Below are 21862 nucleotides of genomic sequence, written 5' to 3'. Positions count from 1 at the left end.
GAGGCCAGCATAACTGGGCGTATGGCTTCAGCGATAGCATGAGGGGCGAACATCCAGCCGCCACGCGTCCAGATGTTCCGTAGGGTGTTGGACCATCAATAAAGGGGCAGGAATGTCGGCGCGTACAGGCGAAGGTAGCAACAATTCAGCATTGGCGGGCGCCCTGCTACGAGACGTCACCCAAGCCATGGGTGCACCCGCGCAGACTAAAACCGGCGCCCTGGACCGCCATGCCAACGCGCACGACGCCTCCCACTTTCTCCTTATTCCACAGGCCGTGGCCGTCCCCGCCAGTGCGGCAGAGGTGGCCAATTTGATGCAGGTCAGTGCCGCACGCGGCCTTCCGCTGACCCTGCGTTCCGGAGGCACCAGCCTCAGCGGGCAGGCGGTCAGTGGCGGGCTGCTGGTTGATGTGCGCAAGAACTTCAGGTCCATTGAAGTGCTCGACGGCGGGGCCCGGGTCCGCGTGCAGCCGGGTGTCACAGTGCGGGATTTGAACGCCCGGCTGTTGCGGTACGGGCGCAAATTCGGCCCCGACCCGGCCAGTGAAGCGGCCTGCACCATTGGTGGCGTGGTGGCGAACAACTCCTCGGGCATGGCCTGCGGCATCACCGACAACGCTTACCGAACCTTGGAATCACTCACTCTTGTCTTGCCCAGTGGCACCGTGATCGACACGGGTGCCGCGGATGCCTCGGCCCGGCTGCGTTCCTTGGAACCCGAACTTTTCCGGGGCCTCGGCGAATTGGCGCAAAGGGTGCGCAGCAATCCGCAATCCCGCGCCATTGTTGAGCATCAATTCGCCATGAAAAACACCATGGGATACGGGCTGAACTCGTTGCTGGATTTTGATGATCCGGTAGATATTCTGGCGCACCTGGTGGTTGGCAGTGAAGGCACCCTCGGCTTTGTCGCCGAGGCAGTCTTTAGGACCGTGCCGAAGTTGGCGCACGCCACATCGGGACTTCTGATCTTCCGGGATCTGGAAGCCGCGAACGCAGCGTTGCCTGCGCTCGTGGACAGTGGTGCCGCCACGGTTGAACTGATGGATGCGCTTTCGCTCAAGGTGGGGCAAGGGCTGAGCCAGGTGCCCGGCGTCGTCCGGGATTTGCGCGTGGACGCACACGCGGCACTGTTGGTGGAGTATCAAGGCGGCACTGTCGAGGAATTGGCCGGGCTCAACGCCAAGGCCGTTGCCCTGGCGGGAACGCTGGGCTTGGACAAGGGCCCGGAGTTCAGCACGGACGCCACCACCCGGGCCGAGCTGTGGCATCTGCGCAAGGGTCTGTATACCTCGGTGGCTGGCGCTCGCCCGCAAGGGACCACCGCACTGCTGGAGGACGTGGTGGTGCCGGTGCCAGTTCTGGGTCGGACCTGCGTGGCGCTGGGGACGTTGTTCGAGAAGTACAACTACCGGAACTCGGTAATTTTTGGGCACGCCAAGGACGGCAATATCCACTTCATGCTGACGGATAAATTCGCCAGCAAGAACGAGCTGGACCGCTACGAGGCGTTCACCGAAGACATGGTGGATGTGGTGCTTGGTGAGGGAGGATCCCTCAAGGCCGAACACGGCACGGGCCGTGTCATGGCCCCGTTTGTGCGACGCCAGTATGGCGATGAACTGTACGAGGTCATGCGCAGCATCAAGGCGTTGTTCGATCCCGCGGGCATGTTGAACCCCGGGGTTCTCCTCGACGACGATCCCGTGGCACACCTGCGCCATATTAAGTCAGCGCCACCGGCCGTGGATCCGGAGGTGGACCGATGTGTCTCTTGCGGCTACTGCGAACCGGTGTGCCCCAGTAAGGACCTGACACTGACTCCCCGCCAGCGCATTGTCACGCTGCGTGACATGGAGTCGGCCCGCCGCGACGGGAACACGGCACTGGCCGATGCCCTTGCTGCGGACTATGACTATGCGGGTGTGGACACCTGCGCGGTCGACGGCATGTGCCAAACTGCGTGCCCTGTGGATATCAACACCGGAACCATGGTTAAGCGCCTGCGTGCCGAGGCAGCAGGACCCATCGAAAACGGAGTCTGGGGAGCGGCCGCCAAGCACTGGGGTGCCGTCACCCAGGGGCCGGGCTGGCACTTGGCGTGGCTGCGAAGGTGCCCGCCGGCGTCGTACTTCCCGTCAATAGACTTGGCCGGAAACTCCTAGGCGAGGACACGCTTCCGCTGTATTCGCCGGAATTGCCCGCGGGAGGTGCGACGCGACGCCGGCCCGCGCCTGTGGGAGAAGCGGCGGCCGTGTATTTCCCCGCCTGTGTAAACGTGATGTTCGGGCCTGCCGAAGCGGGTTCGGCCGGCGTGCAGGCGAGTTTTGAGCAGTTGTGCGCGGCTGCCGACGTTGAGTTGTTGGTCCCGGAGGGCATTTCGGAGGCGTGTTGCGGGACGCCGTGGTCCTCGAAGGGAATGAGTGCCGGGTTGGCGCAGATGCATCAGCGGACGCTTTCGCTGTTACGTCAGGCCACGCGTGATGGCGAGTTGGCCATTATTTGCGACGCTTCCAGTTGCACCGAGGGTCTGCTGCACACCATTGAAAGCGAGGTGCTGGTACCAGGCCAGAAACCTTTGCGGGTCGTGGATGTTGTGGAGTTCACCGCTGAGCGTCTGCTGCCATTGCTGGGGGAGGGATGGGCGAAGCTGGATTCGCTGGCACTGCACCCCACGTGTTCCTCCGTGCGAATGGGCTTGAATTCTTCGTTGACGAAGGTGGCCGCCGCGGTGGCGGAATCGGTGCAGGTCCCAGAGAACTGGGGCTGTTGCGGCTTTGCCGGTGACCGTGGAATGTTGCATCCGGAACTGACGGAGTCGGCCACGGCAGCGCAAGCGGCCGATGTAGCGGTGATGGGTGCCAACGCTCACGCGTCCTGTAACCGGACCTGTGAACTGGGCATGAGCCGGGCAACGGGGGAGGACTACCGGCATGTGCTGGAGATCCTTGCCGACGCCGTGAAAACCCCTTCGGCGTAATAGCCAAGGTAAGTTCGCGCACGTTTAGGCCTAAATGTGACCATTTGTGGCTAAAGTAGGGGACAAGCGTGGCATTGATGCTCAGGGCATTGATGTTTTGGATCGAATATAAAGGATGAACAAATGGCTGAAATCATCATTGTCGGCGTCGACGGCAACTCAACGTCCATGAAGGCTGCCCGCGTTGCTGCGGAGCTGGCGAAGGCCACGGGCAGCACGCTGCGCGTTGTCACCGCTTTTGGCGAGGACAAGACCGAAAAGGTTGCCATTGGCAATGACGAGTGGTTCCTGTCCACCGCCGACGAGGCTGAGCGCGTCGCTCAGCGCGTAGCTGAAGAGTTGAAGATCAGCGGCGTCAAGACCGAATACTCCTCGGCACTGGGCAAGCCTGCCGACGTCCTGCTCGAAGAGGCCACCAAGCTCAACGCCAAGCTGATCGTTGTTGGAAACGTTCGCATGCAGGGCCTGGCCCGCGTCCTGGGTTCGGTTGCCAACGCTGTTTCACACAACGCTCCGTGCGATGTCTACATCGTAAAGACCGACGGCTAAATCCTTCCGGTTCCCAACACCCCCGCAGTGCTTGATGCTGCGGGGGTTTTGTGTCTTCTGAGTCTCCTGGCGCTGCCAGCTCAGCGGTACGTGCGGTGTTGATTCTCGTGTTTTGAGGCGCCGGGGGAGGCGTCGGCAATCCACGGGCCGGTCCCCTCGGAGGGGTCAAGAACCCCCTCCTCCAGCCACATGAAGTTACCGGCCAGCAATTCTTCCGTTAGGGATTTATCCGAATCGTCGGTGTTGTGCCAGAGATCGTCAAACAAGGCCTCCACGCGAAGCCGCGACTGCGCGGCGAAAGCATCAGCCAATGTCAGGGCCGAGCGCCCCTGGTTGGGATCCTTGAGCCTAAGCATTTCAGCTCTGGAACAGCAGGCGGAAATGGCGAAAAGCTCGGCGCCAATATCAACGATTCGGCCCAGGAACGCTTGCTTGTATTCAAGGTTTCCCTGCCACCTGCCCATGGCATAAAACGTCTGACGTGCCAGCTTTCTGGATTCACGTTCCACATAGCGCAGATGCTTGGCCAACGGGCCGAATTCGCTATAGGAGCGGGGATCCATGCCCTTGCCAACCACCAGTTGGGGCAACCATTTGGCATAAAAACCGCTTGCCTCCATTGCGGCCTTGCCTTTTTCCGCCAGCGTGGCTGTGGTGGAGGCCAGATCGCCTGCCGCAGCGAGGTGCGCATCGACGGCTTCGCGGGCAATGAGCAGATGCATGATCTCGGTGGATCCCTCAAAAATCCGGTTGATGCGCATGTCCCGCAAAAGTTGTTCAGCCGGAACTGCCCGTTCACCGCGGGCGGCCAGCGATGCAGCCGTCTCGTACCCGCGGCCACCACGAATCTGGACCAATTCATCGGCACACTTGTAAGAGAACTCGGAGGACCACAATTTGGCCAGCGCGGCCTCAATGCGCACGTCCTTCATGCCGGCGTCGGCCAATGCAGCCGAAAGTTCAAAGACAGATTCCAGGGCGAAGGTGGTTGCGGCCATAAATGCCAACTTCTTGCCAACAGCCTCATGGCGCCCCACCGCTTGACCCCACTGTGTGCGGGCACCGGACCACTCACGCGCGATCTTGAGAGACCATTTGGCAGCGCCGGCAGCCATTGCCGGGATGGACAGGCGCCCCGTGTTCAAGGTGGTCAGCGCGATCTTCAGGCCCTGGCCCTCGAGGCCTAAACGGTTCGCCGCCGGAACGTGCACCTGGTGAAAGCGTGTCACGCCATTTTCAATGCCGCGCAAACCCATGAACGCGTTGCGGTTTTCAACTGTGATGCCGGGGGAATCCGCCTCAACTACAAAGGCCGTGATCCCGCCGGTTTTGTGCCCTGACTCGTCAAGTCCGCGGGAGGGAACCATTGCCATAACAACCACGAGTTCTGCGATGACACCGTTGGTGGTCCACAGCTTGACGCCATCCAGGATGTACTCCGTGCCGTCCTCGGAGGGGACGGCCTGGCAGCCCATCCGGGCGGGATCGGAACCCACGTCCGGTTCCGTTAAGAGGAACGCGGTCACAGCACCGGCCGCGCAGCGGGGGAGGTATTTTTGTTTTTGTTCGTCTGTGCCAAATACTTTCACGGGCTCCGGCACGCCAATGGACTGATGGGCAGAAACTAAAGCGCCAAAGGCTGGGTGGACGCTGCCAAGAATGGCCAGTGCACGGCCATAGTAGGTCAAATTCAGGCCAAGACCGCCGTAGTCACGGGGAATCTTCATGCCAAAGACCCCAAGCTGCGCTAGTCCGAGCAAGTATTCATCGGGAATTTTTGCGTCCCGCTCAACGCGTGCGCCGTCCATGGCCTTGGCGTAGGCTTCAACTTTTTCCAGGAACGCCTCGCCCCGCTCAGTGTCCTCGGACGAGGATTGCGGGTGGGGGTGAATGAGGCTCAGGTCAAAGTCGCCCAGGTACAGGCCCTTGGCGAAGCTGGGGCGTTCCCATGACGTTTCACGGGCCGCCTCGGCAGCATTTCTGGCGTCTTCGGCGGTGACTTGATTGCCCTCTGGCATGCCGTCCTCATCTCCGCCGGCGGCGTAGACACTGCCGGCTTGCAGCTCCGGTGATTAGCTCGATAGCTGCGAGCCTACTACTCGGTAGGAGTGGCGGCTAGGGGTGCGCGTGCCGGGCGCAAGTGAGACTAAAGGAGAAGGGGCTTGTCGAATTATTCCAATAAAGGGAATAATAATTGACTAAGAAACTGCTGGCGGGAATCAAAGGCTGATTCTTTGATTCCCGCCAGTCACGTTGCAAGGCGCCTTTAGACTTACAGGCCCAGTGAGCGGAGGAGTGCAATGATGATGTCAAGAAGGTTAGTCAACATTTTTCGGCCCTTTCGTGTAGTCGTTGAAATCAGATCCTTACCAATTAGTAATAGATCGGCGTGCATCATTAGTTTATTAAAATCTTGGACTGCTTCAAGTCCCTGCAATGTGCAGTATTTGGATCATGACAAATCTCTGTCATAAAGAATTCGCCCATTTTCTAGGGACGTAAGCCGCCGTGATCTGCTCATTCCTTGATTTCTTGCGTAACCGACGCCCCGAGTATTCGGGGGCGCGGGGAGAAGCGAAAGTAAGTATTAATTAATTTCATGTAAATTATTGAATGCCCGCCCTATCCATTTGGATGATTCGTCAGGTGGGATTGCCTGGCAATTTTAAGCCAGACGATGGGTTTATTGGAGCAGCGCAGGCGATTTTCAAACTTATTGCCGGCGTTTTGAGGCCAGGGCTGTGAATCTTTGGAAAGGTGCATGGGCCAGGCCCTACCTTTTGGATAAGGTCCGGCCTTATGGCTGTCTTCTTGGATAGTTCCGTAAGGGAAGCAGGAAAGTGCCATATGTGATAAGCGGTTTATCTGGGTAGTAGCAGACGCGAGTTTTACTGCGGTGAAATGGCTCCTAGCTGGCTTCCCGGCGCAGGCGGAGAGTCAAAATCTGGAATGGACGCAACAGAAGACGGACCTGGCTGGTGTTCTCGCTGTTGGCGGCACGAACGGTGAGGGATCCGGCGTCGTAGGGCTGTTCAAGCAGGTTGTTCTCCACCACGGAAGCAATGGGGAAGGAGGCGTTCAGCGTGAGCTGTGCACGGGCGCCCAGGGGCTCGTACAGGCGCACAATGACGTCGCCACTTCGGTCGTCCGCTAGCTTGACGGCCTCAATGAGGGCTGCCTGAGAATCGGTGCCGACAAGGGGTTCGACGGCGTCGCCCGAGCTGTGCGTGCCACGCCACGGCAGGTTCATGGCATAGCCGGCGGCCACGGCGTCCGCCACCTCTGCGCCCACCACGAGCCCATAGCTGAAGGAATGTTGCCCCTGGTCGGTCTCCGGGTCGGGGAAGCGCGGCCCGCGCAGCAGCGACAGGCGCACGGTGGTGAAGCTGGAACCGTTGGCGCCGGGGTGCCGGGACACATCATGGCCGTAGGTGGAGTCGTTGATGACAGCCGCACCAAATCCGGGCTCGCCCACATGCACCCAGCGGTGCGCGCAGACCTCAAAGCGGGCGTTGTCCCAGGACGTGTTCTCATGCGTGGCGCGCTGGATGTGCCCGTACTGCGTCTCAAACCGGGCATGATCGGCGTGCACATCGAGCGGGAACGCAGCCTTGAGCAGTGTCTCCTGCTCGTGCCAGTCGACGTCGGTGTAGACAGTGATGATCTTGGAGTCGGGGGAAATGCGCACGCGCTGGGTGATGTGCGAGCTTCGGAAACTGCGCTTGATGGTGATCTCGGGCTGCTCGCCCAGCATGGTCACCTCCATCGAATCCAGCTCGCGAAGGTCAGTCACCGTGTTCTTGTAAAACTCGTCAATGTCCCAGGCGTCCCACATGTTGGGGAAATCGGCGTGCAGCTGCAGCAGGTTGGCGCCCTGCCCGGCCGGCACCAGCTCACGGTCAGCCGCCACATCAACGATGGAACTGATGACGCCGTCCGCGCCGAAACGCACTGTGATGAGGCCGTTGCGCACGACGACGTCAGCGCCGTTGCGCTCTGCCGTCACCTTGGTGGTGTGTGGCGCCGCGACGCCCGCGCTGAGCGGGGCGATGCCGCGGCGCGGGTAGGGAGAGGCGTTGAAGAGCGTGGTGTTCGCGAAATCCTGCTCCGACCCGGGGTCGAGCGGTTCGGCAAACGGTGCCAGGGCGAGCAGTGCCGGGCTGATGATGGCTTCGAGATCGCTGGCGATCCGGGCGTAGCTTTCGGCGGCTTCGCGGTGCACCCAGGCGATGGAGGAGCCGGGCAGGATGTCGTGGAATTGGTTCAGCAGCACCAGTTTCCAGAGACGGTCCAGTTCCTCGTAGGGGTAGTCGATCAGCCCGCGCGTGGCGGCGGTGGCGCTCCACAGTTCCGCCTGGCGCAGCAGGTGTTCGCTGCTTCGGTTGCCCTGCTTGGTCAGCGCCTGCGAGGTGTAGGTGCCGCGGTGCAGTTCAAGGTACAGCTCGCCCTTCCATACCGGGGCGTTGGGGTACTCGGCTTGGGCGGCCGTGAAGAACTCTGCGGGGGTTTGGATGGTGACCTGCGCGGAGCCTTCAAGGTTCTTGGTGCGCTTGGCGCGGGCCAGCATTTCACGCGTGGGCCCGCCGCCGCCGTCGCCCCAGCCAAAGGGAACCAGCGAATTCTTCGCCGCCCCCTTGTCCCGGAAGTTGCTCACGGCATGGGACAGTTCGGCGCCGGACAGCTGGGAGTTGTATGTGTCCACCGGCGGGAAGTGCGTGAACACGCGAGTGCCGTCAATGCCCTCCCAATTAAAGGTGTGGTGCGGGAACTTGTTGACGGTGTTCCAGGAGATTTTCTGCGTCAGGAACCACTTGGCGCCGGCCTGCTTCACAATTTGCGGCAGCGCGGCGGAGTAGCCGAAGGAGTCCGGCAGCCACACCTCCTGGCACTCCATGCCGAAGTTCTCCCTGAAGAAACGCTGGCCGTAGGCGAATTGGCGGGCCATGGCCTCGGAGCCCACCATGTTGGTGTCGGACTCCACCCACATGCCGCCCACCGGGACGAAACGGCCCTGCGCCACGGCGTCTTTTACCCTGGCGAACACCTCAGGCCGGTGCTCCTTGAGCCACTCGTATTGTTGGGCGGAGGACATGGCGAACTGAAACTCGGGATTTTCGTCCAGCAAATTCACCATATTGGAGGCCGTACGGGCCACCTTGCGCACCGTTTCGCGCACGGGCCACAACCATGCCGAGTCGATGTGGGCGTGCCCAATGGCCGTGATCTGGTGGGCGCTGGCGTTGGCCGGCTGTGCCAAAACACCCACAAGCAGGGCGCGGGCCGCGGTGGCAGTGCCGGGTATGTCGGTGAGGGATACGGCGTCGAGCGCGCGTTCCAGCGCATAGAGAATGTCCCAGCGGCGGGGGCTGCCCAAATCCAGCTCGGCCGCCAGCTGGTCCAGCACCTCAAGATCCTGGACCAGTTCCCACACCTCGGTGTTGAAAATGTTGATGTCGGCGCGGGCCATGGTGTAGCGCGGGGCGTCGCCGGCGGTGAATTTTTCACCCAACTGCGTGGGAATGAAGGGGTTGTCGGTGAAGACGAAGGGGTTTGCTGCGGCCTCAACGTAGAGGTCGATGGTTTCCCCGCCCTGAGCGGTTTCGGCTACGGGGACCCAGGTGTTGAGCGGGTTCAGCGCCTTGATGGTGGTGCCGTCGGGGCGGTAGACGAGGCCCTCTGCCTGGAAGCCCGGCCAGGACTGGCTAAACCCCAGATCCACGACCAGCTCCACCTTGGCACCGCGGGACTCCGGCGGAACAGTGCCCGTTACATGAATCCAGCTGGTGCCCCATGCCGGGCCCCACTTTTCGCCCACGGAAAAGGGCGCATAGCGTGCATCGTCGGAAGGGTTGGAGGTGGGCAGGGCCACGGCAGGGGAGACCGGTTCGCCCTGTCCTCCATCTACGTGCCACGCCGAAAGTTCCAAGGGAGCCACGGGGGTGTGGATGGCCGGGATGATCCGTTCCGTCAGGACTCGTTTGAGCCGGTTTTGTATCAGGCCGTGTTTGTCATGCATGGGCAAGAGCCTTCCAGAACGGGGGAGGAGGGGCAATTGTCAGTCTAGTGCGACGTGCGCGCCAGAGACGGGAGGGGTTGGGGATTCCTGCGCGCGGCCGGAATTCCCTAGAGTGGATCCATGACGATCTCACAGCAGCCGGACACCGGCAGATCCCAAGGATTTATCACCGAACAGTTCGCAGGCGTGCGGGAGCTCTTTGATTCAATGCTCGACGCCGATCCCCGCTACAGCGCGCAGCTGGCCGTTTATGTTGGGGGAAGCAAGGTTGTGGATCTGGTGGGAGGGCCGGACTGCGCCGCAGATTCGCTCACGGGCGTGTTTTCTTGCTCCAAGGGAGTAGCGGCGCTCGCCTTCAGCCTGCTGGTGCAGGACGGGTTGATCGATCTAGACGCCACAGTAGCCACGTATTGGCCCGAATTTTCGCAAAACGGCAAGGACGCCGTGACGGTCCGTCAGCTCCTTTCGCACCAGGGAGGGTTGGTGGGTGTGCAAGGCGGATTCGCCATGGAGGATTACAACGATGTGCCCGCGGTGGCGGCCCGGCTGGCCGCGCTGCCCCCGATGTGGCGCCCCGGAAGCGGTACGTTTGGCTACCACGCGCTCACCATGGGCGTGTTCCTCGAGGAACTGTGCCGCCGGGTGACGGGCCTGCGTTTGCAGGATGTTTATGAGAGTCGTATCCGCGCACCGTACGCGGCCGATATGTTCCTGGGACTTCCAGAGACCGAGGAGCCGCGCTTCCGCCCCGTGCTCTTCGATGAGGCACCCGCACCGTTCTTCCTTGACCCCGGCTCGATTGCCGGAGTGTCCGGCAACGTGCAGGCCGGAAACCTGCTGGAACTGCCCAACGTTCGCAGCGTCCGCGCGGCTGGCAGCTGCAGCGGTGCCGGGGTTGGTTCGGCCGATGGACTGGCTCGCGTGTACGCCGGTGCTCTCACGGGCATCGACGGCCTGCCGCCGTACCTGACATCGGAAACCATTGGACTCATGAGCCAGGAACAGGTGTGGGGGCTGGACCGGGTGTTCTGCGAGATGAGTTCCTTTGCCGTGACGTTCATGAAAGCAAACCCGCGCATGGATTTTGGCAGTGCTCAGGCTTTTGGGCACGACGGCGCCAACGCAGCACTGGGATTTGCGGACCCGCTGTACGGGGTTGGCTTTGGCTACGTCCCGGCCTGGAATGAAGAGGGTGGCACAGCCAGCCGCAGCATGCAGCTCAGCGCCGCAGTTCGCCGAGCCATTCTGGCCGGATAGATTCGCCTGGGCTGGGCCTCCCAGCTGAGCCGCCGCCAGTGACTTCGGGTGCTATTTCAGGGCGGCCAGAGCCTCGGGAATAGCACGGTGGAACGTAGGGTAGGCGTAGATCATCGTTTTCAGTGTGGCGACGGGAATGCGGGCGTGTACGGCCAATACCAATGCGGAGAGAACTTCTCCGCCACTTGGACCGGCGGACGTTGCCCCCACCAAAACTCCGGTTTGGGTGTCTTCAATGATCTTAATGAAGCCCTGATTCCCGGACTTGTGGATCCAGCCACGCGTAGATGCGTCCAATTTCGTAAGGCCAACCCGGATACTCAGTCCCGCGTCCCTGGCCTGCTTTTCCGTGAGCCCCACGGATCCTACCTCCGGATCGGTGAACGTCACGTTGGGCACGGCATGGGATTCGGTGGCGCCTCTGTCGGGCGGCTGCGAATCACCCTGCTGTTGTGCATGCCGGGCGAGGATGTGGCCGGCCACAATGTTGCCCTGATACATGGACATGTGCGTGAAAGCGCCCTCTCCTGCGGCGTCACCGATCAGATAAACGCCGTCGGTAAGTTGCATGTGCGGGTCCACAGCCGGCGCAACCGAGCCGTCCCACTCGACACCTGCCGCGGCCAGATTCAAGGGCGAGAGCCGCGCGGTGCGACCGGTGGCCACCAGGAATTTTTCTGCTGACAGCTGGGACACTCCGGAGCCGCGAGCTCCGTCACCGGGAGCTTTACCAGAGGAAGAATCAGCCAACGCGAGACGGAACCGTCCGCGGGACTGCACAACACCTGTGACCTCCTTGTTGTGCAGGATCTTGATGCCCTCGCTGCGAAAGACCTGAGCCAGCAGTTCGCCGGCCTCCGGTTCCGAACGCGATAACAATGAGGAACCCCGCAACACCATGGTCACCTTGGTGCCGAACCGGGTGAACGCCTGCGCCAGCTCCACGGCAATGGGACCACCACCGAGAACTGCCAGCGATTTGGGTGCCGACTCAGCCTGAACGGCTTCCCGATTAGTCCAGAACGGTGTGCCCTCCAGCCCCGGTACTGACGGGATGGTCGGATTGGTGCCCGGATTGACTACGACCGCCAGACGGGCCCGAAAGATGAGATCCCCGTCGTCGGACGTTGAAACCGTAACCTCGAGCGAGCCGGTGAGCCGACCGGTGCCCCGCACCAAGCGCCCGCCCTTGTCGGTGAAGCGCTTGGCCGCGACGGCATCATCCCAGTTGTCGGTGGCTTCGGAACGGATGCGCCCGGCCACTTTGGAGAAATCGGGGGTGAGTTGCACCGTGCCGGCGAGCCCAGGGACCCGCAGCGCCTCGGCCACCACATTGCCGGCCCGGATCATCATTTTGGACGGCACGCAGCCGTAGTAGGGGCATTCGCCACCCACGAGCCTGGCTTCCACCCCCACCACACTCAGGCCGGCGGCGGCCAGTTCCCCGGCCACCGACTCGCCGCCGGGACCCATTCCGAGCACAACAACATCGACTTCTTCCGCGGCGGCCATGGAAAGCTCCTTACTTGGTGATGCCCTTGTCCTTGAGCCACTGCGTTGCGGCGGCCTTGGGATCCATTTTTTGATCGCCCTCAACCTGGGTGCGCAAGGCGATCAGGTCCTGCGTTGTGAGCTGCTTGGAGACGTTGTTCAATGCCGTTGTTCCGGCATCGCTGAGCTTGTCCGTCTTGACGACAGGCGCCACCTGCTGGGCGCCGATCAAACCCTTGGGATCATCCAAAACCACCAGCTTGTTCGCGGTGATTTCGGGGGACGTGGTGAAGATATCGGCCATCTGCACTTCATTGTTGAGCAGTGCCTTGAGATTCAGTGCCTCACTGCTGGCGCTAAAGGGCACAAAGCTCTTGGGAACGCAGTCATACAGCTTTTTCAAGCCGGGCAGGCCGTACGGGCGGGTCTGGAATTCCGACGGCGCCGCGAGCGTCAACTCCCCACATACGGGGGTCAGATCTGCGATGGACTTCAAGCTGTATTTAGCGGCCGTTTCTGCCGTCACAACAATGGCGTCCTTGTCTTCTGCAGAAGCCGCATCCAGGATGCTTAGCCCTGTTGGCATTTTGGCCGGCAGAGCAGCCAAAATGCCGGGTCCGTCAACTACGGTGTTGCTGGTGTCAAGGTAGCCCAGCAGGTTGCCAGTGTATTCGGGGACCACGTCAATTGACCCGTCCTCGAGCGCCTTCATGTAGACCTCACGGGCGCCAATGTTCAATTTGGTGGAGGCGTTCACGCCAGCCGCGTTCAGGGCTCCCGCGTAAATTTCGGCCAAGATGGCATTCTCCGGGAAGTTGGCCGAACCGACCACCACGGCGCCACCACCTGCGGCACCGCCGCTGGAACTGGCTGCACCGAGCGGGTCGCCGCCGCCACACGCCGTCACGGCAAGTGCCACCGAAAGCCCGGCTGCAGCACCAAGGAACGCGCGGCGTGAGGACCAAGAATTCTTGCTCATGTTTAGACTCCTGTAGTTTGTTTCATTGCTAAGAAATCGATGGAAGAACAGGGAGCTCCTGCTCGGAGGCTACTCTGACGCTTCGCAAACCCGGTGAAACCACAACCCGTTGCAGCAAGGCCAGTAGCCCGTCAATGGCGATGGCTAGAACGGCAATCACCACGGCCCCGCCCAATACTTGACCATAGTCCTGAACGGCTAGTCCATCAATGATGTACCGGCCCAACCCGCCGAGGCTGATAAAGGCCACGACCGCCACGGTTGAGAGGATCTGCAGCACAGCCGAGCGCAAGCCGCCAAGCATGACGGACAAGCCATTTGGCACCTCCACACCAAAGAGGATTTGCCGCTCGGTCATGCCCATGCTGCGCGCGGCGTCCACAATTTCGCGATCCACCGCCGCAATGCCGGCGTACGTGCCGGTCAAGATCGGCGGCACGGCCAGCAGCACTAACGACCAGATGGCCGGCATGAGCGAGAGGGAGGAGGTGGCAAGCAGTGCAAACAACGTCATGATGCCCAGCGTCGGAAGGGCCCGCAACATCCCTGCCAGTGAAACCACCACGCCGCGTCCCCGGCCCGTGTGACCCACGTACAGGCCGAGGGGGACCGCAATGGCGAGGGAGATCAGCAAGGTCAGTCCTGCATAGCCGAGGTGTTCAACAATCCGCACGGGAACGCCCAAGGGCCCCTGCCAGTTAAGTGGATCGGTCAGCCACTGCCAGCCTTGGCTAAAAGGGTCCTTGGCCGTGTAGGTGGTGCTTGGGCGTGCTGCCAGGGGCAGTGCCAGGGCGAGGATGCTCATGCCGACACCGCCGCCGTGCGCTGCATTGCCGGCGCAGATTTGCTGGTCCGCAGCCATGGCGTCAGCAGCTTCTGCAGCATGACCAACACCACATCCATAAGCAGTGCCAAGACCAGCGTGCCGAGGATTCCGACCACGATTTCAGTGGGGAAGTTGCGCTGTAAGCCGTCAGTGAAGAGAAAGCCCAGACTGGGAATGCCCAACAGAGAACCAACAGTCACAAGGGAAATATTGCTGACGGAGATGACTCGCAGCCCGGCAAAAAGGACTGGGATGGACAGTGGCAGGTCCACTTTCATAAAGCGCTGCAGGGGCCTGAACCCCATAGCGGTTGCCGATTGCCGGAGGGAATCGTCCACAGAGTTCAACGCGTCCTGGGTGGAACGGACCAAGAGAGCCACGGCATAGATGGTTAAAGCCACGATGATATTTGTGAAATCCAGAATTTTGGTCCCCAGCACGGATGGCAAAATCACAAACAAAGCCAGCGAGGGGACCGTGTACAGCAACGATCCGGCAGACAAGATAATGCCGCCAGCCACCTTATTGACGCGCGCCAGCTGCGCCAACGGCACGGCAATGATGACGCTCAGCACCAGCGGCACCACGGCCTGGACCAGATGGTAACCGGTCAGGTTGAGGACCTGCGGCAGGTTAGCCAGAAACCACTGCATCAGCTGAGGCCTTCACGGACGGACTCGATGGCAGCGAGCACCTCGGAAGCCTTGACCAGGCCCGTGACCTGACCGTCCGCATCCACGGCGACGCCCAACCCCGACGGGGAGGACAATGCAGCGTCCAAGGCATTGCGCAGCGGATCGCCGGCATGGAAGAGCGATCCTCCGGGTATGAGGGGTCCCGAAGTGGAACCGTGGGCCAGCCAGCCCAGCGGGTGATTATCCGCGTCGACTGCCAGTGCCCAGCGTGAGGCGTTGGAATCGCGTGGGGCTGCGGCAGCTTCGACGTCGTTCGTTGGGGAAGCGCTGTTCCACAGCACGGCATTGGCGGGGTGAATGGGCACGGACTCGCCCGTGCTGAAGGAAAGCCGGCGGAAGCCACGGTCGCGGCCAACAAAGTTGGCCACGAAATCATCGACGGGGGCGCGGAGAATTTCTTCCGGCGGTGCATACTGGGCCACTCGACCACCCACGGCAAAAACAGCCACACGGTCACCGAGGATGGTGGCTTCATCGATGTCGTGCGTGACAAAAATGATGGTCTTGGCCAAGTCTCGCTGAAGCCGCAACAACTCCTGTTGAAGCTCGGCCCGCACCACCGGATCAACAGCGGAGAAGGGCTCGTCCATGAGCAGGACTGGAGGATCCGCGGCCAGGGCCCGGGCAACACCTACGCGCTGCTGCTGCCCGCCGGACAGTTGGTTGGGGTAGCGGTTGGCCATGGACTCGGGCAAACCTACTGTCTTCAACAATTCCAGGGAACGCTCGCGGGCTTGCGCTCGCGGAACCTTGTTCAGTCGCAGCACGGTTGAAATGTTTTCGATCACGGTACGATGCGGCAGCAATCCTGCCTGCTGCATGACGTAGCCCATGGATCGGCGCAGCTCGTGGGCGGGGATGGTGCTGACATCGCGGCCATCAACGGTGATGGTGCCGGAGGTGGGTTCAACCATGCGGTTAATCATCCGAAGGGACGTGGTTTTGCCGCAGCCCGATGGGCCAACAAACACGGTGATCTTGCCGCTTTCAATGCTGAGATTGAGGTTATCGACTGCCGGGTTGCCCGTTTGGTAGATCTTGCTGACCCCACGGAATTCAACCATGGCGCGGCCAGTCCGCTCGGCCAAATTCTGCCCGGGCATGCTGGTGGACTGGGTTTCGACGGTGGAGTCTTGGGCCGTCATGGGGTTCGTCCTCACTGTGGGTGCCGCTCTTGTGGATCGTTCACCTGGTGCCTGTTGATCATAGTCAGGCCACAATTGCCACGTAAAGCGCCTCAAGGGGTGAGTCGGGTGTCTTAGGCTGGCTCCATGGACACAAACGCCACGGCAGCGACTGACTTCAGCACCAAGGGACTTTACGTTACAGGCGGCGAGTACACCCGTGACACCAACTACATTGAAACCCGGATTACCGCCGATGCACTCGATGGATATCCCGTGGAAGCTGGGCGCTACCGCTTAGTGGTGGCGCGCGCCTGCCCGTGGGCGCATCGATCCACCATTGTCCGCCGGCTACTAGGGCTGGAAGGCGCAATCTCCATTGGTGTGTGCGGCCCCACGCATGACCAGCGATCGTGGACGTTCGATCTGGACGAGGGCGGTGTGGACCCGGTCTTGGGCATTGAACGCCTGCAGGACGCCTACTTTAAGCGCACCCCCAACTACCCGCGGGGCATCACGGTCCCGGCCATGGTGGATGTGGCAAGTGGCGCCGTGGTGACGAACAACTTCCCGCAAATGACTCTCGACTTCTCCACTGAGTGGGGCGAATTTCATCGCGAAGGAGCCCCCGATCTGTATCCGGAGGCGCTGCGTGAAGAGATGGCGGTTGTGAATAAGCGCGTGTTCACCGAGGTCAACAACGGTGTGTACCGGTGCGGCTTTGCCGGCAGCCAAGAAGCGTACAACGCAGCCTATGACCGCCTGTTCACCGCCCTGGATTGGCTCGAGGAACGCCTCGCCACGCAGCGCTACCTCATGGGTGAGACCATCACCGAAGCCGATGTGCGTCTCTTCACCACGCTGGTGCGTTTCGACTCCGTCTACCACGGACACTTCAAGTGCAACCGCAATAAACTCGTTGAGATGCCCGTGCTGTGGGCCTACGCCCGCGACCTCTTCCAGACGCCCGGCTTTGGCGACACCGTGAACTTTGAACAGATCAAGGAACACTATTACGTGGTGCATGAGGATCTGAACCCCACCCAGATCATCCCCAAGGGTCCGGACACCGCCGGTTGGACGACGGCGCACGGCCGCGAGTCCCTGGGCGGAAGCCCCTTCGGAAACGGCACGGCCCCCACGCGTCCTGTGCACGACTGATTTCGACAGAGTCAATAATCGGCATACGGGTGGAGAAGTCGGCATTCCCTCGGCGACTATCCGAGCTATGGCCGCTGGCGGCCTTTAGCTCTCCTCTACGTCGCCTACGGAAATACCGGCTTCTCCGCCCGTCACCGTGGGAAAAGTCAGCCGACGATCTTCAGGCCGGTGTTCCAGTTGAAGGTCTCGAAGGCGGGGTTGGCCTGGAGGGTCATGACCAGGAACTGGAAGCCTTCCAGCTCACGTGAACGCTTCAGCGGGCCAACCACGATGGGGCGCATTCCGCCGTCGGCCATGAGGGAGGCCACGGCGGCCGTTGCTTCTGCGTTGTCGCCGGCGATGAAGCCGTCCAGGATCTGGCCTTCGGTTTCGCCAGCTACCAAGGCGCCGGCAAACGTGGTGTTGAAGGCCTTGACTACATTGGCCGGGGTCAGTGCGGCGATTTCTTCGGCGGCGGAGGTGCCGGGCGCAACAACCAGGGAATCGAAGGTCTCGAAGTTCACTGGGTTGGTGATGTCAATAACCGTCTTGCCGGCGAGAGCGGCGCCGTAGGAGGAAACAATTTCCTTGGCGGCGTCGAACGGAACGGCCAGAACAACGATGTCGCCGGCGGGTGCCTGGCCCACGGTGCCAGAAGTTGCGTTGGTGCCGAACTCGGCGGCGAATGCGGCTGCCTTGTCTGCGTCACGGTTCAGAAGTTCAACGTTTCGACCAGCTGCGAGGGTTCGGGTTGCAATGCCGCGTGCCATGTTTCCGGTACCGATGATGGTGATGGTGTTCATGATGATCCTGCTTTCATTGGGAGTGGCTGGAAGTCATTTACTTGAAGCTACAACTAAAGCGTAAATCAACTTAGTTGAAGTGTCAAGTAAAAATATTAGATGAAGCCACTGCACTCAGGTAATCGTGAAAAGATGGCGCCATGAACGAGTTGGAACCGCGCTGGCTGAGCGCCGAGGAACGAGCCGCATGGTTGGCGCTACTGTCCACCACCACGCTGCTGCCCGGGGCGCTCGAGTCCCCGCTTCAGCAGGCAGCCAAGCTGTCCCTTTTTGAGTACAACGTCTTGGCCATGCTCTCCGAGGAGGCCAAGGCAACCTTGCCCATGAGTGAACTTGCCGCGCGGACAAGTGCATCCCTGTCGCGGCTTTCGCATGTTGTCAAGAAGCTGCAGGGCCGCGGCTATGTGGAGCGTTCCGTGCACGTGGATGACGCCCGCGTCACGGTGGTGACCATTACCGGCGTCGGCCTTGACCTCATTCGCACGCTGGCGCCCATGCATGTGGAGTCGGTCCGAGCCGTGGTTTTCGATCAGCTCAATGCCAAGGATGTGGCCGATCTGGCCCGGATAGGCACCAAGCTCATCCGCGGCCTGGATGAATCACACTGGACGCTGCGCACCCCGGCACCCTAGGAAAGTGTGACATTGCCCATAGTTACAATAGGGCAGCAAAATGTTTCCTAATGGATTTTAATGCCGTAGTGTAGCTAAGGCTTGCCTAAGCATGGCAAGCCTTCGTCTTAGGTCACCGTTAGGAAATGCATTGGAATTTTCACGTCGTCAGTCTCTGAAGCTGGGCCTTTTTGCATCGGTTGCGGCCTTGGGAGTGGGCCTGGCCGGCTGCTCAACGGGCGCCGTGGGCGAATCCGGCTCGCAGGGCACGCAGGCATCTGCCGATACCTTCCCCGTCACCGTCAAGCACATCTACGGTGAGACCGTCATCAAGGCCGCCCCCGTACGCGTGGCCACCGTTTCCTGGGTCAATGACGATGTTGCCATTGCCCTGGGCGTTGTCCCCGTGGGTATGCCCAAGAACGAATGGGGCGGCAATGAGCAGTTCTCCACCGCGTGGAAGGACGCCGCGCTGGAAAAGGCCGGGGCCGCCATTGGCAGCGACAAGGCACCGGCAACGTACTCCGAGGCTGATGGCATTAACTTCACCGAGATCGCCAAGACCACCCCTGACATCATCCTCGCTGCCTACTCGGGTCTGACGCAGGAAGACTACGACAAGCTCAGCAAGATCGCCCCCGTCATCGCTTTCCCGGAGGCCGCCTACGGCACCTCATGGCAGGATTCCACCACCATGATCGGCGCAGCTCTGGGCAAGTCGGCAGCAGCCAAGGAGCTCATCGCAGCGACCGAGAAGACCATTGCCGATCAGGCTGCCAAGTACCCGCAAATCGCTGGCAAGACCTTCATCTACGGCAACCTTGAGCCGGCCAAGAGCGACGGCGTCAACGTTTACCTTTCCGGCGACAACCGTCCCAAGTTCCTCACGAGCATTGGCATGAAGCTGGCACCTGTTGTGGTGGCGGCCGAAAAGGGCACCAAGGAGTTCTACCTCCCGTGGTCCGCCGAAAAGGCCAACGAGCTTGATTCCCAGGTATTCGTCAGCTGGGTTCCGGACAACAAGACCAAGGAAGCCATCGCCAAGGATCCCCTCCTGGGCCAGATCCCTGCCGTCAAGAGCGGCGCCTTCGTTGCCGACAGCGACGAGATGCTGACCCTGGCCATTTCGGCTTCATCTCCCCTGAGCCTGCCCTGGGCCCTGGACGCGTTCCTGCCTCAGTTGGCAGAGGCAGCAGACAAGGCCTAAGGATTCATTCGTGACAAGCGCACCAGCTGCCGCGAGGAAAGGCACGACGCCGGAAACGGCGTCGCGCTCTTCCCTCGCGGCCGCGGGGCTTGCCGGAGGTAGCGCCGCAACGGTGACCGCCGGTCCCCAGACGATCAGCGACCGCCGCCGCCTCGCGTGGCTTGCGGCGCTTGTTGCTGCCCTTGTCCTGATTTTCCTGCTCTCTCTTGCTGTTGGTGCGCGCAGCATTCCACTACCCACCGTTGTGGACGCCCTGCTGAGTTTTGACCCCACCAATGGTGATCACGCCGTGGTTGCCTCGCGCATCGTACGAACCGTGGCGGGCCTGGTGGTTGGCCTTTCCCTTGGCCTGGCCGGAACTTCCATGCAGGGTGTGGCCCGCAATCCATTGGCCGATCCCGGCATCCTTGGGGTCAACGCCGGCGCTTCACTGGCCGTGGTGGCAGGCATCTTCTTCTTCGGCGCGGCCAGCGTCTCGAGCTACCTATGGTTTGCGTTCATCGGCAGCGCTGTTGCCGCCGTGGTGGTGTACTCGGTGGCTAGTTTGGGTCGCAGCGGCGCAACGCCCGTAAAGTTGGCGCTGGCCGGGGCCGCGATGGCAGCAGGCATGGGATCACTCATGAGCGCCATGCTGGTCACGAGCCAAAACTCGCTGGATTTGTTCCGCAGCTGGCAGGTGGGTGCACTGGCCGGAAAATCCTGGGAATCCGTACTCGCTGTCGTGCCCTTTGTGGTGATTGGCGCGCTTATCCTGCTGAGCTCCGGGCGGCTCTTGAACACCTTGGCGTTGGGAGATGACATGGCCCGCGGGCTGGGTCAACGCCCCGGGCTGGGCCGCGCCATCTCGGCTATTGGCATTGTGCTGCTCTGCGGATCGGCCACCGCGCTGGCCGGACCCATTGGCTTTATTGGGCTGGTGGTCCCGCACCTCTTGCGCGGGCTGGTGGGATCGGATTACCGCTGGCTGCTGCCTTTGTCACTGCTCGCCGCACCGTCCATCTTGCTGCTGGCCGATGTTCTGGGGCGTGTGGTGTTGCTTCCCGGTGAGGTGCCCGCCGGCATTGTCGCGGCACTCATCGGCGCCCCAGTCTTCATCGCCGTAGTGCGCCGCGGAAAGCGGGCAGAACTATGAGCATGCTTGAGAAAACCATTGCCGCTCCGGCCACTGGCGCTTGGGTGCGTGAGGCGCGGAAGGCTCCCCGCCGGCGTCGAACTTTAGTGACCGGAACCTTGGGCCTGCTGGTATTTGCCTTGCTCGCCGTCAATATTCTGCTCGGCAGCTACACCGTCACAATCCCCGACTTCTTCGCCATGCTCGGTGGGAAAACCATTCCCGGGGCCAGCTTCATTGTCATGGAAAACAAGCTACCGCAGGCGCTGCTGGGCCTGTTGGCCGGCGCCTCCTTCGGCATGGCTGGCACCATTTTTCAGTCCATGCTGCGAAATCCCCTCGCCAGCCCCGACATCATCGGCATCAGCTACGGTGCCAGCGCCACGGCCGTTGCCGCCATGGTGCTCTTCGGTGTGCGCGGTGCGGGCGTATCCGTTGCGGCGATCATTGGCGCACTGCTTGTGGCCCTGCTGATTACGGCCTTGGCTCGCGGGCGCGGCGGAACCGGGCTGATCTTGATCGGCATTGGCGCGGCCGCCTTCATGCAGGCGGCCGTCACCTTTCTGCTATCGCGTGCTGACATCACCAACGCCCAGGACATCATGGTATGGCTGACGGGATCACTGAACTCGGCAAACTGGGAGCGGACAGGCATTCTGGCCGTCGCGATGGCGCTGCTGCTGCCCTTTATTGCCGGGGGATCGCGCGATCTGCGCGGGCTGGCACTGGGGGACGATACCGCCTCCGGGTTGGGCCTCAATGTCCCGCGGGCACGCCTGATGCTGACGATCGTTGGCGTGCTGTTGGCCGCATTCCCCACAGCGGCTGCTGGCCCCATCGCCTTCGTGGCGTTCTTGTCCGGGCCCATTGCCAAACGCCTTAACGGGGGAGCGGCCAGCCTGCCGCTGTCAGCCCTGGTGGGTTCGGCCATTGTCCTTGCCGCCAACTTCGCGGCCATCAACGCCATTCCTGGAACCTCGCTTCCCGTCGGAGTGGTCACGGGCGCACTGGGTGCACCCTTCCTGCTCTGGCTGCTCATCTCATCCAACCGCGCCAATCAAGGAGGCTGAG

General features: G+C 61.6%; 15 protein-coding genes and 1 pseudogene. 8 read left to right on the top strand and 8 right to left on the bottom strand.

All coding sequences use genetic code 11. From position 1 onward, the window contains the following. Nucleotides 1–187: 187 nt before the first annotated feature. A pseudogene (locus tag BLV41_RS15125) lies at nt 188–2982 on the top strand (FAD-binding and (Fe-S)-binding domain-containing protein). Between the two features lie 123 nt (nt 2983–3105). Further along, entirely contained in the window at nt 3106–3531 is a 426-nt protein-coding gene (locus BLV41_RS15120; RefSeq protein ID WP_044574674.1) for a universal stress protein, read from the top strand. Nucleotides 3532–3611: 80 nt separating this feature from the next. Here the strand turns inward: BLV41_RS15120 and BLV41_RS15115 are convergent, their stop codons facing one another. Together BLV41_RS15115 and BLV41_RS15110 are read right to left on the bottom strand one after the other, a co-directional pair. Continuing rightward, nucleotides 3612–5549: an acyl-CoA dehydrogenase family protein gene (locus BLV41_RS15115; RefSeq protein ID WP_074712340.1), complete on the bottom strand. Its 1938-nt coding sequence runs from the start codon at nt 5547–5549 to the stop codon at nt 3612–3614. Between the two features lie 890 nt (nt 5550–6439). Continuing rightward, complete coding sequence (locus tag BLV41_RS15110) at nt 6440–9547, bottom strand: alpha-mannosidase (RefSeq protein WP_074712339.1); 3108 nt, start codon at nt 9545–9547, stop codon at nt 6440–6442. A gap of 120 nt (nt 9548–9667) precedes the next feature. On the opposite strand from BLV41_RS15110, the gene BLV41_RS15105 reads away from it, so the two are divergent. After that, entirely contained in the window at nt 9668–10804 is a 1137-nt protein-coding gene (locus BLV41_RS15105) for a serine hydrolase domain-containing protein (RefSeq protein WP_083360811.1), read from the top strand. Between the two features lie 51 nt (nt 10805–10855). On the opposite strand, the gene BLV41_RS15100 is transcribed toward BLV41_RS15105, so the two are convergent. From BLV41_RS15100 to BLV41_RS15080, 5 genes are read right to left on the bottom strand one after another with little or no spacing between them, the layout of a single operon-like run. Further along, nucleotides 10856–12316, bottom strand: a complete 1461-nt coding sequence (locus BLV41_RS15100) for a dihydrolipoyl dehydrogenase family protein (protein WP_074712338.1) — start codon at nt 12314–12316, stop codon at nt 10856–10858. A 10-nt stretch (nt 12317–12326) separates the two neighbouring features. Beyond that, nucleotides 12327–13274 carry an ABC transporter substrate-binding protein gene (locus BLV41_RS15095; protein ID WP_074712337.1) on the bottom strand — a complete coding sequence of 316 codons (948 nt, stop codon included), beginning with the start codon at nt 13272–13274 and terminating at the stop codon, nt 12327–12329. A 28-nt stretch (nt 13275–13302) separates the two neighbouring features. Further along, the gene (locus tag BLV41_RS15090; RefSeq protein ID WP_244516928.1) at nt 13303–14136 is read right to left on the bottom strand and encodes an ABC transporter permease; all 834 of its coding nucleotides are present in this window, start codon (nt 14134–14136) and stop codon (nt 13303–13305) included. After that, nucleotides 14076–14753, bottom strand: coding sequence for an ABC transporter permease (locus tag BLV41_RS15085; RefSeq protein ID WP_074712336.1), 678 nt, complete (start codon nt 14751–14753; stop codon nt 14076–14078). Before BLV41_RS15085 ends, BLV41_RS15090 begins: the two co-directional genes overlap by 61 nt. Continuing rightward, the gene (locus tag BLV41_RS15080; RefSeq protein WP_074713359.1) at nt 14753–15859 is read right to left on the bottom strand and encodes an ABC transporter ATP-binding protein; all 1107 of its coding nucleotides are present in this window, start codon (nt 15857–15859) and stop codon (nt 14753–14755) included. Before BLV41_RS15080 ends, BLV41_RS15085 begins: the two co-directional genes overlap by 1 nt. Nucleotides 15860–16066: 207 nt before the next feature. On the opposite strand from BLV41_RS15080, the gene BLV41_RS15075 reads away from it, so the two are divergent. Next, nucleotides 16067–17080 (top strand): glutathione S-transferase family protein, encoded by a 1014-nt coding sequence (locus BLV41_RS15075; protein WP_074712335.1) that lies wholly within the window; start codon nt 16067–16069, stop codon nt 17078–17080. A 146-nt stretch (nt 17081–17226) separates the two neighbouring features. Here the strand turns inward: BLV41_RS15075 and BLV41_RS15070 are convergent, their stop codons facing one another. Next, a complete protein-coding gene (locus BLV41_RS15070) occupies nt 17227–17862 on the bottom strand; it encodes an NADPH-dependent F420 reductase (protein WP_074712334.1) in 636 nt (211 codons plus the stop codon). Nucleotides 17863–18002: 140 nt separating this feature from the next. Here BLV41_RS15070 and BLV41_RS15065 point away from each other — a divergent pair, with 140 nt between their 5' ends. The 4 genes from BLV41_RS15065 (at nt 18003) to BLV41_RS15050 (ending at nt 21861) form a co-directional block, all read left to right on the top strand. Next, nucleotides 18003–18494 (top strand): MarR family winged helix-turn-helix transcriptional regulator, encoded by a 492-nt coding sequence (locus BLV41_RS15065; protein ID WP_044574653.1) that lies wholly within the window; start codon nt 18003–18005, stop codon nt 18492–18494. A gap of 91 nt (nt 18495–18585) precedes the next feature. Next, nucleotides 18586–19680, top strand: coding sequence for an ABC transporter substrate-binding protein (locus tag BLV41_RS15060; RefSeq protein WP_074712333.1), 1095 nt, complete (start codon nt 18586–18588; stop codon nt 19678–19680). Nucleotides 19681–19690: 10 nt separating this feature from the next. After that, nucleotides 19691–20812, top strand: coding sequence for a FecCD family ABC transporter permease (locus BLV41_RS15055; RefSeq protein ID WP_074712332.1), 1122 nt, complete (start codon nt 19691–19693; stop codon nt 20810–20812). 2 nt (nt 20813–20814) lie between these two features. Next, on the top strand, nt 20815–21861 hold the full coding sequence (locus tag BLV41_RS15050; RefSeq protein ID WP_244516925.1) for a FecCD family ABC transporter permease: 1047 nt from the start codon (nt 20815–20817) through the stop codon (nt 21859–21861). The last annotated feature ends 1 nt before the right edge of the window (nt 21862 follow it).

Source organism: Arthrobacter alpinus (assembly GCF_900105965.1).
Lineage (GTDB): Bacteria > Actinomycetota > Actinomycetes > Actinomycetales > Micrococcaceae > Specibacter > Specibacter alpinus.
This window is presented reverse-complemented; position numbering and strand designations above follow the sequence as displayed.

Bases quoted from the DNA above. Each gene is read 5' to 3' on its own strand.
- BLV41_RS15120 (WP_044574674.1), top strand. From the start codon at position 3,106: ATGGCTGAAATCATCATTGTCGGCGTCGACGGCAACTCAACGTCCATG.
- BLV41_RS15115 (WP_074712340.1), bottom strand. From the start codon at position 5,549: ATGCCAGAGGGCAATCAAGTCACCGCCGAAGACGCCAGAAATGCTGCC.
- BLV41_RS15110 (WP_074712339.1), bottom strand. From the start codon at position 9,547: ATGCATGACAAACACGGCCTGATACAAAACCGGCTCAAACGAGTCCTG.
- BLV41_RS15105 (WP_083360811.1), top strand. From the start codon at position 9,668: ATGACGATCTCACAGCAGCCGGACACCGGCAGATCCCAAGGATTTATC.
- BLV41_RS15100 (WP_074712338.1), bottom strand. From the start codon at position 12,316: ATGGCCGCCGCGGAAGAAGTCGATGTTGTTGTGCTCGGAATGGGTCCC.
- BLV41_RS15095 (WP_074712337.1), bottom strand. From the start codon at position 13,274: ATGAGCAAGAATTCTTGGTCCTCACGCCGCGCGTTCCTTGGTGCTGCA.
- BLV41_RS15090 (WP_244516928.1), bottom strand. From the start codon at position 14,136: ATGGCTGCGGACCAGCAAATCTGCGCCGGCAATGCAGCGCACGGCGGC.
- BLV41_RS15085 (WP_074712336.1), bottom strand. From the start codon at position 14,753: ATGCAGTGGTTTCTGGCTAACCTGCCGCAGGTCCTCAACCTGACCGGT.
- BLV41_RS15080 (WP_074713359.1), bottom strand. From the start codon at position 15,859: ATGGTTGAATTCCGTGGGGTCAGCAAGATCTACCAAACGGGCAACCCG.
- BLV41_RS15075 (WP_074712335.1), top strand. From the start codon at position 16,067: ATGGACACAAACGCCACGGCAGCGACTGACTTCAGCACCAAGGGACTT.
- BLV41_RS15070 (WP_074712334.1), bottom strand. From the start codon at position 17,862: ATGAACACCATCACCATCATCGGTACCGGAAACATGGCACGCGGCATT.
- BLV41_RS15065 (WP_044574653.1), top strand. From the start codon at position 18,003: ATGAACGAGTTGGAACCGCGCTGGCTGAGCGCCGAGGAACGAGCCGCA.
- BLV41_RS15060 (WP_074712333.1), top strand. From the start codon at position 18,586: ATGGCAAGCCTTCGTCTTAGGTCACCGTTAGGAAATGCATTGGAATTT.
- BLV41_RS15050 (WP_244516925.1), top strand. From the start codon at position 20,815: ATGCTTGAGAAAACCATTGCCGCTCCGGCCACTGGCGCTTGGGTGCGT.